Source organism: Mesorhizobium sp. NPDC059025 (assembly GCF_042739655.1).
Classification (GTDB): domain Bacteria; phylum Pseudomonadota; class Alphaproteobacteria; order Rhizobiales; family Rhizobiaceae; genus Mesorhizobium.
This window is the reverse complement of record NZ_JBHYIM010000015.1, coordinates 117,103-132,370: the sequence shown is the minus strand read 5'-3', so window position 1 is coordinate 132,370 and position 15,268 is coordinate 117,103. Positions and strand designations below refer to the sequence as shown.

General features: G+C 63.1%; 15 protein-coding genes. 6 read left to right on the top strand and 9 right to left on the bottom strand.

Going from position 1 to position 15,268, the window contains the following annotated elements; genetic code table 11:
- The 8 genes from ACFWYE_RS27265 to ACFWYE_RS27230 form a co-directional block, all read right to left on the bottom strand.
- A partial coding sequence (locus ACFWYE_RS27265) for a beta-ketoacyl synthase N-terminal-like domain-containing protein (protein WP_379115241.1) occupies positions 1-371 on the bottom strand: 371 nt, incomplete at its 3' end.
- 160 nt (positions 372-531) lie between these two features.
- The gene (locus ACFWYE_RS27260) at positions 532-1,584 is read right to left on the bottom strand and encodes a D-alanine:D-lactate ligase-like protein (RefSeq protein WP_379115240.1); all 1,053 of its coding nucleotides are present in this window, start codon (positions 1,582-1,584) and stop codon (positions 532-534) included.
- 108 nt (positions 1,585-1,692) lie between these two features.
- The gene (locus ACFWYE_RS27255; RefSeq protein WP_379064814.1) at positions 1,693-2,565 is read right to left on the bottom strand and encodes an SMP-30/gluconolactonase/LRE family protein; all 873 of its coding nucleotides are present in this window, start codon (positions 2,563-2,565) and stop codon (positions 1,693-1,695) included.
- Positions 2,562-3,203, bottom strand: a complete 642-nt coding sequence (locus ACFWYE_RS27250) for a 2-dehydro-3-deoxy-6-phosphogalactonate aldolase (protein WP_379115239.1) — start codon at positions 3,201-3,203, stop codon at positions 2,562-2,564. The genes ACFWYE_RS27255 and ACFWYE_RS27250 overlap by 4 nt, the downstream gene beginning before the upstream one ends.
- The gene (locus tag ACFWYE_RS27245) at positions 3,200-4,144 is read right to left on the bottom strand and encodes a 2-dehydro-3-deoxygalactonokinase (protein WP_379115238.1); all 945 of its coding nucleotides are present in this window, start codon (positions 4,142-4,144) and stop codon (positions 3,200-3,202) included. The genes ACFWYE_RS27250 and ACFWYE_RS27245 overlap by 4 nt, the downstream gene beginning before the upstream one ends.
- Positions 4,141-4,908 (bottom strand): SDR family NAD(P)-dependent oxidoreductase, encoded by a 768-nt coding sequence (locus ACFWYE_RS27240; RefSeq protein ID WP_379064808.1) that lies wholly within the window; start codon positions 4,906-4,908, stop codon positions 4,141-4,143. The genes ACFWYE_RS27245 and ACFWYE_RS27240 overlap by 4 nt, the downstream gene beginning before the upstream one ends.
- Positions 4,909-5,170: 262 nt before the next feature.
- Positions 5,171-6,520, bottom strand: a complete 1,350-nt coding sequence (locus ACFWYE_RS27235; protein WP_379064806.1) for a putative bifunctional diguanylate cyclase/phosphodiesterase — start codon at positions 6,518-6,520, stop codon at positions 5,171-5,173.
- Positions 6,521-6,636: 116 nt separating this feature from the next.
- Complete coding sequence (locus ACFWYE_RS27230; RefSeq protein WP_379115237.1) at positions 6,637-8,430, bottom strand: GtrA family protein; 1,794 nt, start codon at positions 8,428-8,430, stop codon at positions 6,637-6,639.
- A 107-nt stretch (positions 8,431-8,537) separates the two neighbouring features.
- On the opposite strand from ACFWYE_RS27230, the gene ACFWYE_RS27225 reads away from it, so the two are divergent.
- The 6 genes from ACFWYE_RS27225 to ACFWYE_RS27200 all read left to right on the top strand — a co-directional run bounded on the left by ACFWYE_RS27225 (position 8,538) and on the right by ACFWYE_RS27200 (position 14,506).
- Positions 8,538-9,518, top strand: a complete 981-nt coding sequence (locus ACFWYE_RS27225; protein ID WP_379064802.1) for a glycosyltransferase — start codon at positions 8,538-8,540, stop codon at positions 9,516-9,518.
- Positions 9,519-9,543: 25 nt separating this feature from the next.
- Complete coding sequence (locus ACFWYE_RS27220) at positions 9,544-10,242, top strand: class I SAM-dependent methyltransferase (protein WP_379064800.1); 699 nt, start codon at positions 9,544-9,546, stop codon at positions 10,240-10,242.
- 2 nt (positions 10,243-10,244) lie between these two features.
- Positions 10,245-10,607 (top strand): transporter, encoded by a 363-nt coding sequence (locus ACFWYE_RS27215; RefSeq protein ID WP_379064798.1) that lies wholly within the window; start codon positions 10,245-10,247, stop codon positions 10,605-10,607.
- A gap of 212 nt (positions 10,608-10,819) precedes the next feature.
- Positions 10,820-11,761 (top strand): glutathione synthase, encoded by a 942-nt coding sequence (gene gshB, locus ACFWYE_RS27210; RefSeq protein WP_379115236.1) that lies wholly within the window; start codon positions 10,820-10,822, stop codon positions 11,759-11,761.
- Positions 11,762-11,923: 162 nt separating this feature from the next.
- Complete coding sequence (locus tag ACFWYE_RS27205; protein ID WP_379115235.1) at positions 11,924-13,456, top strand: YifB family Mg chelatase-like AAA ATPase; 1,533 nt, start codon at positions 11,924-11,926, stop codon at positions 13,454-13,456.
- Positions 13,457-13,726: 270 nt separating this feature from the next.
- Positions 13,727-14,506 (top strand): hypothetical protein, encoded by a 780-nt coding sequence (locus ACFWYE_RS27200; protein ID WP_379115234.1) that lies wholly within the window; start codon positions 13,727-13,729, stop codon positions 14,504-14,506.
- Here the strand turns inward: ACFWYE_RS27200 and ACFWYE_RS27195 are convergent.
- Positions 14,500-15,123: a transglutaminase-like cysteine peptidase gene (locus tag ACFWYE_RS27195; protein WP_379115233.1), complete on the bottom strand. Its 624-nt coding sequence runs from the start codon at positions 15,121-15,123 to the stop codon at positions 14,500-14,502. The genes ACFWYE_RS27200 and ACFWYE_RS27195 overlap by 7 nt on opposite strands.
- Positions 15,124-15,268: the final 145 nt, after the last annotated feature.

Below are 15,268 nucleotides of genomic sequence, written 5' to 3'. Positions count from 1 at the left end.
GGGGCACGGCTCATCGATTCCACGCCGCCGGCGATCATCAGTTCGGCCTCGCCGGCCTTGATGGCGCGGGCGGCGATGGCCACCGCATCCATGCCGGAGCCGCACAGCCTGTTGACGGTCGAACCCGGCACCGAGACCGGCAGGCCGGCCAGGAGCGCTGCCATGCGGGCGACGTTGCGGTTGTCCTCGCCGGCCTGGTTGGCGCAGCCATAATAGACGTCGTCGACCGCTTCCCAGTCGATACCGGCATTGCGCGCCACCAGTGCCCTGATCGGCTCGGCACCGAGATCATCCGCACGAACTGAGGCAAGAACCCCGCCGAACCGGCCGATCGGCGTGCGAACATAATCGCAGATATACGCTTCGCTCATGTCGTGATTCCTTCCCTCGCCCGCGCGGTCGGCGCGGACCATCCGATAGAGCATTTTGTAGCCAAGTGGAATCACTTGGCGTTACAAAAATGCGGCGAAAACAAAAACTTAGAGCGTTTCCGTGAAAAACGGAAACGCTCTAGCGTCGGATTTCTTGATTTCAGCTCGCCAGGCGGCGGGCAGCGGTTTCGGCCATGGCCTCGGCAAGGCTCATCGACCACTGCGCGCGACAATAGGCGCGGAAATCGAAACAGGGCAAGCCGGGGCAGACCTCGAATTCGATCAGATGAACCGTACCGTCCGCATCGACGCGCAGATCGATGGAAAAGACATCGCGCAGACCAAGACCGGCCATCAGCCTGGAGGCGATGCGGCGGATCTCGGCATCCGCCGCGGGCTGCGAGGCGGCGAGCGCAACAAGTTCAGGCTCGGCATAGACACCGGTTGCCCTGGCCGCGGCGCCGGTGTCGCCGTAAAGCGCCAGGCTGTCGGCCATGGTCTGGAAATCGCCTCCGGAATCGACCAGGAAAACTCCCAGCGACGAGATGTCGGCATGTCCTGTCACGTCGAGGAAGCTCGCGCGCACATTGCGGCCGGCGACATAGGGCTGCACCACCACATCGTCGCGGTAATGCGAGAAGACGCGGCGGCTGAGCTCCAATGCCTGGCTTAAGTCGCGACAATGCGAATCCGGCCAGATGCCTATCTTGGCGCCGAGCCGGTTCGGTTTCACGAACCAGCCGTTTTGGCTGGCAGGTGGTTCGGCCAGCCAGTGGCCGTCACGGGCAAGGCCAGCCTGTGGCACCGGCAGTCCGAGAGCGGAAAGCACGGCACCCGAGCGGAACTTGTCCTGGCAGAGCGCAAAGAGGGAATCGTCCGCGCCGACCGCCTTCAGCCCTGCCAGCCTAGCCAAGGCAGGGGCTGTGCCGCCGCGGAAATAGGCGATGCCGTCCGTCAGCGTCCAAACGAGTGAGTTGGCAGGGTCTGCACCGGCGATCGCAGCGGTTGCTTCATCCAGCTCCAGCGGCGTGAAGGTTATGCCCCGCTTGCTCGCTTCGCGCCAGATCTCGGCAAATTCGGGCGCGAGATCGGTCGACTGGGCGAGGTAGGACGAAATTTCGGCCGCACGCTCTCGAGGATGGCCCTGGTTCACAAGCCTGTCGAGACAGGCTTTCTCCGGTTCATAGACAAGGAAAAGGCGTGGCTGCGGCATAACGGCTGGACCCATGGAATTGGAACCAGTCTCGCTATTGGTCGGTCTCTCGGTTCCGACGAAACCGACCTGCGCGGCAACGCCAGCGACCAGAACAATGCTGGCCGTTCAGATCAGCACGCGTGGCTCAAACCGGCCCCGGACCGGAAAATCGATCACGAACGTCTTGCCGGCATCGGGATCGGCGGCCCGCTGCGCTTCGTCCTGGTCGGCCCATGCCGACGTCACGGCCAGCCGATCCGCGCTTGCGCCGACGAAAGCCGGACAGGACGGCTGGGTGACGGGCATGCGGATGGAACGCACCAGCTTGCCGTCCGGCGCATAGGCATTGACGGCAGCAGCACCCCAGCACGCATTCCACAGGATGCCGTCGCGATCGACGACCGAGCCGTCGACATCGCCGACACTCTGCCGATGGTCGCCGAACAGCCTGGGTTCGCCCACCGGCAGTCCGGTCTTCGGATCGCAGTCGACCCGCATCAGTAGTTTTTCATTGCTGTCGACATAGTAGGCGACGGTACCATCTTCGCTGAAGGCGATGGAATTGGGGATGGTGATGCCGTCGTAGAGCTTGCGCAGCTCGCCCTTGAAGAACCAGTAGATGGCGCCTGCCTTCTTTTCATGGGTCTTGCTCATGGTGCCGAGCCAGAAGGCGCCGCATGGGTGTACGCGCGCATCATTGGAGCGGGTGCTCTTGTTTTCAGCTTCGATCGAGGTGTGAAGCGTGAGTTTGCCGGTCGCGGCGTCGCGCAGATGCAGGCCGGTCTCGGTGAAAACCAGCTGCCGCTTGTCATCGACGATGGCGATTGCGCTCGCCATCTGGCCGAGGTCGTGCGCTTTGGTGGCGCCGCTGCGGCCGCGCTCCAGCAACTGGCCATGGACGATGTTGAACCAGAAGAGCTTGCCCGTTGTCGGATCATAGCTCGGGCCTTCGCCGAGTTCGCAGACATAGTCGGACAGGATCGAAACGATGCCGGTCATGCTTGTTCTCCAAAAACCTGATCCCAGACGGTAACGGCAGCTTCGGCGCGCGCGGTTACATCGGCTACCGTCATGCCCGGCTTGAACAGGCTGGAGCCCAGCCCGAAGACGCTGACGCCGGCCGTCTTGTAGCCGGCGAAGTCCTTTTCCGAAACGCCGCCCACAGCCCCCACCAGAGTGGCTGCCGGCAGGACTGCGCGCATGGCGGCGATGCCTCCCGCACCGAGCACGCTTGCCGGAAAGAACTTCAGTGCCGAGGCGCCAAGGCGAATTGCCTGGAAGGCTTCGGTAGGGGTGAGGACGCCGGGCATGGTGACCAGGCCGTGGTGCGCGGCACGGCGCATGACATCCGCGTCGATATTCGGGCTGACCAGAAGCCGCCCCCCGGCAAGCTTCAAGGCGTCGACATCGTCAGCGGTCAGCACGGTGCCGGCACCGACCAGCGCCTTTTCCGGCAGCGCCTTCACGATCGCCGCAATGGACGTGAATGGATCAGGCGAATTCAGCGGCACTTCGATGGCTTCTATGCCGGCGCGGTAAATCGCTTCGGTTACAGCCACCGCTTCATTCGGATGCAGGCCGCGCAGGATGGCAACGAGACCACGCTTCAGTTTCGGGAACGACGCGGTTGGGTTCATGCTGTGTCTTCCTTGCGGGCAATCATGCCGTTTTCTCGTGCGGCTGCAAACAGCCCGGCGCGCACGGCGGCATCGGCGTCGACGGATCGAACCTGAAGGCCGGATAAAACCAGCGCCTCGGCGTAGAGTGCAGCGAGCGCGCCCGAGCCTACCAGCACCACCGGCCCGCCGGCGCTTCCGTAGCGCCGTCTGGCCGAAGCGATTTCGCCGCCGATGAGCAGGCCGGAGAGACGGGCGGCGGCCTCGGCGGGTTTCAGATCCTGCAGCAGTCCGGCAGCGCGAATGGCGAACAGGCGCGACGAGATATCGCCGCCGTCTTCGAGGGCTTCCCGGCACCAGTACCGAAAACCTTCATTGCCTGCGATGACCGCTGCCGGCTGTTCACCAAGCGAATGGCGCAGGATCGAATGGGTCGCCAGCACGGAAAACAATTCGCCCGTCGGCCAGGTGCCGAAACCGGTCACCGCGCCATCTTCCACCACCACCCATTTCGAATGGGTTCCGGGCATGCAGACAAGATGCTGTCCCCTGGCCGGGAGATCCGCGCCGGCCAGTTGCGTTTCCTCGCCGCGCATCACATCCGGCGTATCCGCCCGCCGCTGGGCCAGGCCGGGGACGATGCGCACGTCGCGCGCCGTATCGGGCACGCGGATAGCGCCTTGCAGGATGGCATTGATCGGCGCCGGCACATCGACGTACGACGCCTCGATCCAGCCCTGGCGCGAGCCGGCCATGCCGCAGATGACCACGGGCAAGGTTGCCGGTGCGTCCATTGCCGCGAGGTGCCGCTCGAGCACGTTTGCAAAGCCGGCTTCGCGCGCCGTGATCAGGCCGTCGTCGCCTCGCCGCTCGGCCAGCACCTTGCCGTCGCCGGCAAGCAGCCAGGCGCGCAGCCGGGTCGTGCCCCAGTCGATAGCGGCGATCGCAGGTGTGGCGTTCACAGCAGTCCTCCGTCGACGATCAGCGTCTGTGCCGTCAGCATGGCTGAGGCATCCGATGCCAGGAACAGGCATGGCCCGACCATGTCATCGGGATGCATCTCACGCGGGATGGCCTGTCGTGCGATATGGGCCTCGACCTTGCCAGGGGCAGCCCAGAGCTGGCGCTGGCGTTCGGTGATGACCCAGCCGGGCGCAATTGCATTCACGCGAATGCCGTCCTTGCCATAGCGGCCGGCCAGGCCCTTGGTCAGGCCGATGATGCCCGCCTTGGCGGCCGTATAGGCCGGCATGTCACCGATGTTCAGCATGAAGGATGTCGAGGTGAAATTGACGATGGCGCCGCGGCCCAGCTTCTTCATTCCGGGCACGACGGCCTGAATGGTGAAGAAATGCGGCCTGAGGTTGATCGAAAGATTGTCATCCCATTCGTCGACGGTCACCGTCTCGGCGGTGTGACGGATGTCGTTGGCGGCGTTGTTGACCAGGACACTGATCGGTCCATGTGCCTGGTCGGCTGTCTGCACCGCCTGCCGCAACGCCTCGATGTCGCGCAGGTCGGCATTGAGGAACAGCGGTTTGTTGCCGGTCAGGCCCGCGACTTCATCGCAAAGTGCCTGGCTCGGTGTTTCGGCGATATCGACAAAAGCGACTTTGGCTCCCTGCCGGGCGAAGCCTTCCGTCAGCCTGGCGCCGATGCCGGTACCTCCGCCGGTGATCAGCACCGACGCGCCTTCCAGATCGGCAAACCGCGCCGATGGCATCATTATGCGTTCCTCCACTCGCGCATCGGCCCGAAAATCGGAACCGATTTTCGGAAAGCACGATGCGCCCTTCAAAAATGCTAGAGCGTCCTTTGCGCGTCCGAGAGGACGTGCGGCGCTCTGGTCTGACGGCGCCGCATCCTAGCCAGCGGCTTGGACGGAGCAAGCGCGAAAGTGCCTATAGCATCATTTTGTCGGACAAATGGGAAACGGGAAGAAAAACCGCCAATCCGTGAGGACCGGCGGTCTGGCAACGTTTCAGATTTCAGATCGCCTTGGCGCGCAAGGCGCCGCGAAAGGAATCCCGCAGATAACCGAGCGTCGCATCGGCATTGGCCGGCTTGCCGAACAGATAGCCCTGACCGCCGGCGCAGCCGAACTGCACGAGCCGGTCGGCCTGCGCCTCCTGCTCGATGCCTTCGGCCACGACATCCATGCCGAGCCCTTCGCACATGGCCAGAATGGCCCGGATGATGTGTTCGGACGGACGATCCTCCAGGATGGACGATACGAAGGCGCGGTCGATCTTGAGCTTGTCGAAGTTGAATTCGCGCAGGCGGCCGAGCGACGATTGGCCGGTGCCGAAATCGTCGAGCGAGACACGGATGCCGACGCGGCGCAGATCTTCGACGATCTTCTCGGCCGAAATCGGATCGTTCATCAGGCCGGTCTCGGTGATCTCGATCTCCAGCCGGCGCGGATCGAAACCGGTACGGTCAAGGATCGACAGGATGTGCAGCCCGGTGTTCTGGTCGACGAGTTGCGACGGTGACAGGTTGAAGGACAGGAACAGATCGCCGGGCCAGCCGCGTGCTGCCTCCGTTGCCTTGCGCAGCACCAGCTGCGACAGCGGGCCGATGATGCCTCGCTCTTCGGCGATCGGAATAAAGACGGCGGGAGAGACCGGGCCGAGGTCTGGATCCGACCAGCGCGCCAGAGCCTCGAAGCCGATGGTGCGGCGGGTGCCGAGATCGACGATCGGCTGGAAATGCGGCTCGACCTCGCCGGCTGAAACCGCGCGTCGCAGGGCTTGTTCGATGCGGGTGACGCGCTTGGCCGCCTCTTCCATCTCGCGAGTATAGACGACGACCTTGCCGCGGCCGGAGCGCTTGGCGTGGTAAAGCGCCGTCTCCGCCTTGTTGATGAGGATCTCGGTCGTCTCCTCGCCGGAATAGAACAGCGAGCAGCCGGTGGAGGCCGAAAGCCTGGCGGTGCGCTCGCCGACATCATAGGGCGCCGACAGGATCTCGATCAGCATGCGCGCCCGCTCGGTGGCGGCTTCTTCGCTGAACACCATCGGGTAGAGAAAGGCGAACTCATCCGCGCCGATACGACAGACCGTGGAATGGCTGTCCATGGAAGCGCGCAGGCGCATCGCCACCTGGATCAGGATGTCGTCCCCGGCCTTGTGGCCGAACAGATCGTTGATCGGCTTGAAACCGTCGAGGTCGAGAATGCCGACGGCAAAAGGGGCCGGATCGTCCGAACGGTCCGCAATCAAGCGTTCCACCTTGTCGAAGAAACGACGGTGGTTTCCGAGGCCGGTCAACGGATCGGTGAAGGCCAGATCCGTATTCTCCCTATTCGTCTGCCCGGTGCCAAACGAGGTTTGCATCGGCGTCCCTGTTCTTATTCTGGAATTTCTTATCAGAGTGACAGCAAACCGTTTAAGAAAGGTATCTCGAATATAAGCCGGCGCTTTCTCAGCGAACGACGCCGGCAGGCTGAAGCTTAGTCGGGTTTGACGCGATAAAGCTCGAGCGGCTGGCCTGCCGTGCCGGGCACGGGTTCCAGCCAGGCTGGCAATTGGCCTTCGAGGAGTTCGGCCAGGAAACCGTTCGGCGCCGCGTCGACGAGATTGCCGGCTTCGGGATCGGAGCGGCAGAGCGCGACCAGTCCGATATGCTGGTTTCGAACGACTGTCCGAGCCATTGCAGCCTGACCGGTGAAGGCGTCCAGAACGAGAAGGTTGCCTTCGACATTGCGGTGATAAGGGCCGGCCAACACGCGATGGTCGGTGTAGGCAAGGATCGGTGAGCCGAGATTGGAGACTGCCAGCACCGTGGTTGCGGGCATGCCGGCCAGCACGGCGTAGTCGAGTGAGCCCTTGCATCCGCTCGCGCTGCTTTCAGCGGCGCTCTCTCGCGCGGTGTTGGTCAACATCGTCGTCGACCGGGCCGCCGTGCTCCATGTCACGTTGAGCGAGATCAGCCAGGCCAGCACCATTGCCACAGACGTACGCAACGACGGCGATCTTGCTGCGCGTTCGCGCCACATCGCCACCCAGGCTGCGAGTGGAATGACCGCCAGGGTGACTGAAAATACCATGCCCCGGACCTGCCAGATGCTGACGGCAAAGGCCATGAGCAGCAGCGCGGTCATGACGTAGACCACGCGGCGACGGTCCCCACGAATCAGACGGAAGGCGAGAAGGACCAGTGCAATCAGCGGCGTGACATAGCAGCCGACGACCGACGCGCGATCGTGTTTCATCAGCTGGAACAGCGACTGTGCTTCCTCGACGTTGTTCAGCCAGAGTGTGTGCAGGCGGGGGTCGAGATTGGCGAACGGCGCCTGCAGGCACTGTGGAAACAGCAGGATTACGACGACGGCGACAATGCCTGCCAACAGAACGAGGGCCAGTAGCCTACGCGAAACGCTGGCATTGAACCGGTCGACTGAAGCGGCGGCGGCGAGCCCGATTCCGCAAATGAAGGCAACGGCAAATTGGACCGCTGAGAAAGCATCGCAGGTCGCCGTTCCCCAGTTTGAAGGGGCAACCGTCAACACAAGGACCAATAGCGAAACGCCGGCGAAACCAAGCCCGAAACCGGCCGCAGTGGGCGCTTCCTGCCTTCCGGAGAAGAGAAACAAACCCGCCACACACGAACCGATTGCCGCAACCAACGGCGCGGTTTCCATACCGATTGCCAGGCTCAGGGCAGCGCAGGTTCCTGACAGCATGGCCGCTGGGCGCCAGTCGGGCGCGGCGAGCAGGAAATTGACGGCAGCCATGACGAGCAGGAGCTGGATATTGTGATGGTCGATGTCGCCGGGTGCGAAAATACCCATGAAGTACAGCGCGGCACCGGTGATGATCATCGCCGGGAGGCCCACCGCATCACCGCCAAGGCGTCGCGCGGCCCGAACGACAAAGAAAGCGGTCAGCCAGTACATCAGCGTCGGCCAAGCCACCTTGGCGAAGCTTTCGGCAAGCCATGTGGGCGCGCCGAAAGCCTTTGCAACCAGGATCAAAGCACTGAGCAATACGTCGACCAGCCGTGACCAGTGCATGACGAATCCACCTTCCGGACCCATCCTGTACTGATGCAGGTCGAACCAGCCTTGGCCGGCCATGAAATCGCGCACTTCTACGAGTCTGAGCAGGCTGTCATTGTCGCCATTGCTGTTGCTCATCGTCTTGAAGCCGCCGATGGCACTGATTGTCAGCACCACCAGCGCGACGACAAGCGTCCAGGCAAGATCACGCCGCCAGCCCGAGGCCCTATTTTCGGCCGCGCCCATCGAAAAGCCCCCAAACCCAGATGTGTCTAAACCTAGCCTTAACGGCTTCAATAAATAGTAAAGTCAGCCTCCAGCGCTCGGTCGCCGGGGTCCAGCGAGAAACAGCGATGGTACACGAAGTCCGCTATGAACCGACGATTGCGGTCTTGCTGCCCTGCTACAATGAGGAGCTGACCATCGCCGATGTCGTGCGGCGGTTTCGCGAGGCGCTGCCCGTCGCGACGATCTACGTCTATGACAACAATTCGAAAGACCTTACGGCGCTGAAGGCACGCGCTGCCGGCGCCGTCGTCGTGCGCGAGCCAAGACAGGGCAAGGGCAATGTCGTGCGGCGCATGTTTGCCGACATCGATGCCGATATCTACCTGATGGCCGATGGTGACGGCACCTACGCGCCAGAGGACGCACCTCTGCTCATCAATACGCTGCTTACCGAGCGCTGCGACATGGTTGTCGGCACCAGGCGCGGCGTCACGAACGATGCCGGGCGGCAAGGCCACGCTTTCGGCAATCGCCTGTTCAACAGCCTGTACAAGCGCCTGTTCGGACGCGATTTCACGGATATCTTCTCCGGCTACCGCGTCTTCAGCCGGCGTTTCGTCAAGAGTTTCCCGGCGGTGTCGGGCGGCTTCGAAATCGAGACGGAGATGTCGGTACACGCTTCGCAGCTCAAGCTGCCGGTCAGCGAGATCGCACTCGACTATGGCCGTCGCGTCGAGGGATCGTCTTCAAAACTGTCAACGTTCCAGGATGGCGCCAGGATTCTCTGGATGTTCACCATGCTGATGAAGGAGACGCAGCCGCTGCGCTTCTTTGGGGCGATTTCCATTTTGCTGCTGACTGCCAGCGCGGTCCTGGGCGTGCCGGTGTTTGTCGAGTTCGCCGAAACGGGTCTCGTGCCGCGCATTCCCACCTGGGTGCTTTCGGTCGGACTGCTGCTTCTGTCGATGCTGATGCTGGCAACCGGACTGGTCCTCGATTCCGTCTCGCGGGGCCGGGCAGAGCAGAAGCGCATTTTTTATCTCAGCATGCCGGGTCGCCAGAACAGTACCGCCTCCACGCCAGATGCGTCGAACAGGGCGGCTTGACAGCAATCGTTTTGGAGAAATCTCCTTGAACCGCGAAACCACCAATCGCATCCGCTTTGTACTCGAAGATGTCCTGCCGCCGGTCATCCGCGACTCGCGGCTGTTCCGCTCTGTCGCCAGCCTGGCCTGGGGCGACCATATCGCGCGGCTGGCTTCCTTTCGCGAACGTGCTCCCTTCCTGACCGCGGAGGAGTACGAGACGCTCTATCGCGACCATCCACGGGTTCATGAGGGCACGGACAACTCGCAGGCCTGCATAGAGAAGATCATCGCCTCGACGGTCGGTCAGTCGGTCTGCGATGTTGGCTGTGGCACCGGCATTCTGCTGAAACGTATTCGCGCGGCGCGCGAAGGCGGCCGCTATGTCGGTGTCGACTTCGTTGTCGAGGATGCGGCCGCCATCGACGGCATCGACTATGTCGCCGCGCGCATCGAGGATCTGCCTTTCGAGGATGGCGCCTTCGACACCGTGGTCTGCACCCATGTCATCGAGCACGTCCTCGAATATCGGCAGGCGATTGCCGAGTTGCGGCGGATTGCCCGCAAACGCCTGATCATCGTCGTCCCGCGCGAGCGGGAATACCGTTATTCCTTCAATCCGCATTTCAACTTCTTCCCCTACACGCACTCGTTCCTGCGTGCGATGCATCCGGTGCCGACCAGCCATGTCTGTGTCGATGTCGGACGCGACATCTTCTACTGCGAAGACCGGCCCGGGGCTTGATCGTGGTCGGCGCGCTGCCTTTTCCTGTGCTGGCGGGTCTGGTGCTGACGCCGCTGATGATTTCGGCAGGTCAGGTCCTCTTCAAGCTCACAAGCGCGCGCGCCGGCGCGGCCGACCTGGCTGGCCTGATCGCAACCATCCTGGATCCTTACCTGCTCGCCGCCTTTGCCATCTACGGCATCGGCACGATCGTCTGGGTCTATGTGCTGAAATCCGTACCGCTCACCGTCGCCTATCCGTTCATGGCGATGACCTTCTGCGTCGTGCCGCTCCTTGCCTGGGGCCTGCTTGGTGAGGCCCTTACGGCGCGATATATGCTGGGCACGGCATTGATCGTCGGCGGTCTGATCGTCATCAACGCCTGAGGTCGATGCTCTTGCGCCTTCCACCGCTGGTGTCACCGGTTAGGCGGTTGCGGCGCTTGACAGGTTGAGGCGCGTCGCTTCATGTCCTGCTCGTTGGAGCGTTGCCGCTTTTCGCGGAAACGCGGGACGCTCTAACTCTTTGTTATCGTGCAATTCCGAACGCAGAACCGCTGCGTACTCTTGCTGGAATTGCTCCAGATTGGAGACCCTGCATGTCCCTCGAAGTCGCCGTCCAGATGGACCATGTCTCGACCGTCAACATCGCCGGCGACACCTCCTTCGCGCTCTCCCTGGAAGCTCAGCGGCGTGGTCACAGATTGTATCACTACACACCGGACCGGCTGTCATTGCGGGATGGCAAGGTCTTCGCTCGCATCGAGGCGATGCAGGTGCGCGACGTCAAGGGCGACCACTTCACGCTCGGCGAGGCTGTGCGTACGGATCTCGCCGAGATGGACGTGATCCTGCTGCGCCAGGACCCGCCCTTCGACATGAACTACATCACCACCACGCATATTCTTGAACGCATCCATCCGAAGACGCTGGTGGTGAACGACCCGGCCTGGGTGCGCAACAGCCCCGAGAAGATCTTCGTCACCGAATTCGCCGACCTGATGCCGGAGACGCTGATCACCAAGGATCCGCAGGAAGTGGCCGCTTTCCGCAAGGAGTTCGGCGACATCATCGTCAAGCCGCTCTACGGCAATGGCGGCGCCGGCATCTTCCATCTGCAGGAGGCCGACCGCAATCTGGCCTCGCTGCTGGAGATGTTCGGCCAGCTGTTCCGCGAACCCTACATTGTCCAGCGTTACCTGAAGGACGTGCGCAAGGGCGACAAGCGCATCATCCTGATCGACGGCGAACCGGTCGGCGCTATCAATCGCGTGCCCGCCGAATTCGAGTCGCGCTCCAACATGCATGTCGGCGGCCGGGCGGAGAAGACGGACCTGACCGCGCGGGAGCGCGAGATCTGTGCCCGTATCGGTCCGTCGCTGAAGCAACGCGGTTTCATCCTCGTCGGCATCGACGTGATCGGCGACTACATGACCGAGATCAACGTCACCTCGCCGACCGGCATCCGCGAAGTGAAGCGCTTCGGTGGCGCGGACATCGCCGCCCTGTTCTGGGATGCGGTGGAAGCCAAGCGCGGCTGACCTTCCCGCGGCCGTTCCGTTGCTTCGCCGATGCGGCAACGCGACGACATTCTGCAAGTGTGTTTGTTCATGTATTGTTCTTGATCTGATCGGGAAACCATGCTTTTCTTGACCTCGTGGCCGTTGCGGCCATGCGGGTAGGCTGCCCGCCTGGGGGCTCGGATGGTTTCTCGCGTTCGCACGGTGGCGTTCCAGGGCATCGAGGCCGTGCCGGTCGACGTGCAGGTGATGATCGCGCCGGGCAAGGTCGGCATGTCCATCGTCGGCCTGCCGGACAAGGCGGTGGCCGAGAGCCGCGAACGCGTCCAGGCGGCGCTTCACGCCTCCGGCCTGTCGATGCCGGCGCGCAAGGTGACGGTCAATCTGGCACCGGCGGATCTGCCGAAGGAAGGCAGCCACTACGATCTGCCCATCGCGCTTGGCCTGATGGCTGCACTCGGCGCCATACCGGGCGACATGCTCGCCTCCTATGTCGTGCTGGGCGAGCTTTCGCTGGATGGCACGATCGCGGCGGTGGCGGGTGCGCTGCCGGCGGCGGTCGGCGCCAATGCCGAAGGGCGCGGGCTGATCTGTCCGCACGCCTGTGGCCCAGAAGCGGCCTGGGCCGGCCCCGACATCGATATCGTCGCGCCACGCAGCCTGATCGCGATGGCCAACCATTTCCGCGGCACGCAGGTGTTGTCACGCCCGGAACCCGGCGTGCATCAGAGCGCACGCAACCTGCCGGACCTCGCCGATGTCAAAGGCCAGGAAAGTGCCAAGCGTGCGCTGGAGGTGACGGCCGCTGGCGGCCACAATCTGCTGATGGTCGGCCCGCCCGGGTCCGGCAAGTCGATGCTGGCACAGCGTCTTCCCTCGATCCTGCCGCCGCTGGCACCGAAGGAATTGCTGGAAGTCTCGATGATCGCCTCGGTTGCCGGGGAACTCGCCGGTGGCAAGCTGACCGACCGGCGGCCATTTCGTGCGCCCCATCACTCGGCTTCGATGGCGGCAATGGTTGGCGGTGGCGTGAGAGCACGTCCCGGAGAGGTGTCGCTTGCCCACAATGGCGTACTCTTCCTCGATGAATTCCCGGAATTTTCGCCGCAGACGCTCGATGCGCTGCGCCAGCCCTTGGAAACCGGCGACTGTGTGATTGCGCGCGCCAATCATCGCGTTGCATATCCGGCGCGCATCCAGCTGGTCGCGGCGATGAACCCGTGCCGTTGCGGCATGGCCGGCGAACCCGGTTATCGCTGCCTGCGCGGCGATCGTTGCCGGACCGACTATCAGGCCCGCATTTCAGGACCGCTGCTCGACCGCATTGACCTCAGGGTCGATGTGCCGGCCGTTTCGGCCAGCGATCTGATCCGCCCGGATCAGGCGGAGCCGAGCGCGGTTGTGGCAGAGCGGGTGGCGCGGGCGCGCGCGACCCAGCGCCGGCGTTTCGAGGCTCAAGGCATGACCGGCGTTGCGCTCAATGCCCATTGTTCGCCAGCCATGATCGAGGCGATCGCGGCGCCGGATACGGCTGGCCTTGCCCTGCTCAGCGAAGCCAGCGAAAAGCTCGGCTTTTCCGCTCGCGCCTACCACCGCGTGCTGAAAGTCGCGCGCACCCTGGCCGACCTCGATGATTGCGAAACGGTCGGGCGCATCCATCTGGCCGAGGCGATTTCGTATCGCATGGCTCCGGAGCGTTTGTCGCAAGCCGCTTGAGGAGCAGTCCATCGGCCGTATTGCCACGCGCGGCGACTCACTCTCGAATGACGATCCCAGCCGAACCAGGGTCCCGTCTTGATCGAAATTCTTCAGCCCTCTCCCTTCGCACCTCTGCCGGAACCGGAACCCGGCTGGTTCGACGTTTCCTATGCCATCACGGGCGACGGACTTCTGGCATTGCTCAGATCCACCTGCGATGTCACGGGAAACTGGTATCGCAACGTAAAAACCAAAGGTGCTGCCCGGCCGCTGCTGACCAAGGACGCGATGGCCAGGCTGTCGATCTTCGACGGCATGACGGAGTACGGGACGATCGAATTTCCCCTGGAGACGGCGTTTCCGGTCTTTGACACCCATCAGGACGGCGGCTGGATCGTCGCCAGTGCCCGCTGCAGGCCGACCGACGCGAACGCGATGCTGTTCAACGACAAAGGGGGCGTCGCCAACCGATTTTGTCTCGGCGACGGAATCGAGCATCTGCAATGCGATGATCGCGGCAACATCTGGGTTGGCTATTTCGACGAAGGCGTATTCGGCAACGATGGCTGGAAGCTGCCGGGAACCAAGGCGCCCATCAGCATGGCGGGCCTGGTTCAGTTCGATCCATCGGGCAACGTCCTCTGGCGGCTTGACGATCCATCCATGGCCGACTGCTATGCCCTGAACGTCAGTCGCGGTACGGCGTGGGCCTACTACTATACCGATTTTCCAATCGTCGAAATCGCGACAGCGACCAGCCGCACCAGGATCCGCCAGACGACGGTCACGGGCGGGCATTCGCTGGCCTGCGACTCGGAAGGCGCCATGATCGTCGGCGGTTACTCCCCTCACAAGGATCGTGTCACCTTGCTGGAGTTTCGAGACGCAGTCCAAAACGTGGCTCGTTTTCGCCATGCATTGCAAAGCACGTTTTCCGAACGTGCCTCGCTCTGTCAGGCACGCGGGAATACGTTGCACATCGTGCAGGACGGCTTCTGGAATAGATTGACGCTCGACGACGTCCGCCTGGCCGCAGCGCAGCGTATGGCGAAAAGAAACCGCTACTGAACAGCGCCCACCAGCACCTGCTGGCCTTCGCGGATCGAGACCCAGCGACCGGTGTTGTCGATGGCCTGGCGCTTCAGGAAGCGATAGCCGCTCTGATCCCAGGGCTTGACCTTGTCGGTCAGGTTGTCGAGCACGAAATCGCCCTTGTCGGTGCGCACGGTGAGCACCGCATGGCCTTCGCCATCCGGCTTGCGCACGACCGTCACCAGCAGGTTCGCGAGGGAAATACCTTGCCTGGCCAGCCGGCGACGCTTTTCGAGCACATAGTCCTCGCAGTCGCCGACGCCCTTGTCCGGGTAGGCCCAGACCTCATCCTTGCCGTAGATCTCCAGGTCGCTGAGCGGCTTGACCGCGGCGTTGACCGAAGCGGTGACGCGGGTCAGCTTGCCCCACAGCGCGGACGTCAGCCTGGCCGGCGCCAGATCCTTCGGACGAACCGAGCATTCGGCTGGACGCGTCTTGCAGAATTCGTAGTGGCCGATGGGCTGGGTGGTCGGGCCGCCGGTTGCCATGGCTCCCGCCGCGGAGGCTGAGGGCACCGCCCAGACCGCAGCAGCGATCCCGATCGCCGCAGCCGCAAAGACACGCAAACCTTGCGTCGCTGGTGAGGAATTCATCGTCCCCCGCTCGCCCCTGTTATTAACGAAACGTTAATGAGGATTTACATGGCGTGTCAATTCGTCCCTGTGGCGGATTCACCGAAAGGGTTAACCGCGCCGTCGTCATTGCGCTGATTGCGCAACACCCGGCGATGCCGATTTC

Coding starts and splice junctions, on each gene's coding strand:
- ACFWYE_RS27205 (WP_379115235.1), top strand. CDS start 11,924: ATGGTTTCTCGCGTTCGCACGGTGGCGTTCCAGGGCATCGAGGCCGTG.
- gshB (WP_379115236.1), top strand. CDS start 10,820: ATGTCCCTCGAAGTCGCCGTCCAGATGGACCATGTCTCGACCGTCAAC.
- ACFWYE_RS27235 (WP_379064806.1), bottom strand. CDS start 6,520: ATGCAAACCTCGTTTGGCACCGGGCAGACGAATAGGGAGAATACGGAT.
- ACFWYE_RS27260 (WP_379115240.1), bottom strand. CDS start 1,584: ATGCCGCAGCCACGCCTTTTCCTTGTCTATGAACCGGAGAAAGCCTGT.
- ACFWYE_RS27255 (WP_379064814.1), bottom strand. CDS start 2,565: ATGACCGGCATCGTTTCGATCCTGTCCGACTATGTCTGCGAACTCGGC.
- ACFWYE_RS27225 (WP_379064802.1), top strand. CDS start 8,538: ATGGTACACGAAGTCCGCTATGAACCGACGATTGCGGTCTTGCTGCCC.
- ACFWYE_RS27250 (WP_379115239.1), bottom strand. CDS start 3,203: ATGAACCCAACCGCGTCGTTCCCGAAACTGAAGCGTGGTCTCGTTGCC.
- ACFWYE_RS27230 (WP_379115237.1), bottom strand. CDS start 8,430: ATGGGCGCGGCCGAAAATAGGGCCTCGGGCTGGCGGCGTGATCTTGCC.
- ACFWYE_RS27195 (WP_379115233.1), bottom strand. CDS start 15,123: ATGAATTCCTCACCAGCGACGCAAGGTTTGCGTGTCTTTGCGGCTGCG.
- ACFWYE_RS27240 (WP_379064808.1), bottom strand. CDS start 4,908: ATGATGCCATCGGCGCGGTTTGCCGATCTGGAAGGCGCGTCGGTGCTG.
- ACFWYE_RS27200 (WP_379115234.1), top strand. CDS start 13,727: ATGGCCAGGCTGTCGATCTTCGACGGCATGACGGAGTACGGGACGATC.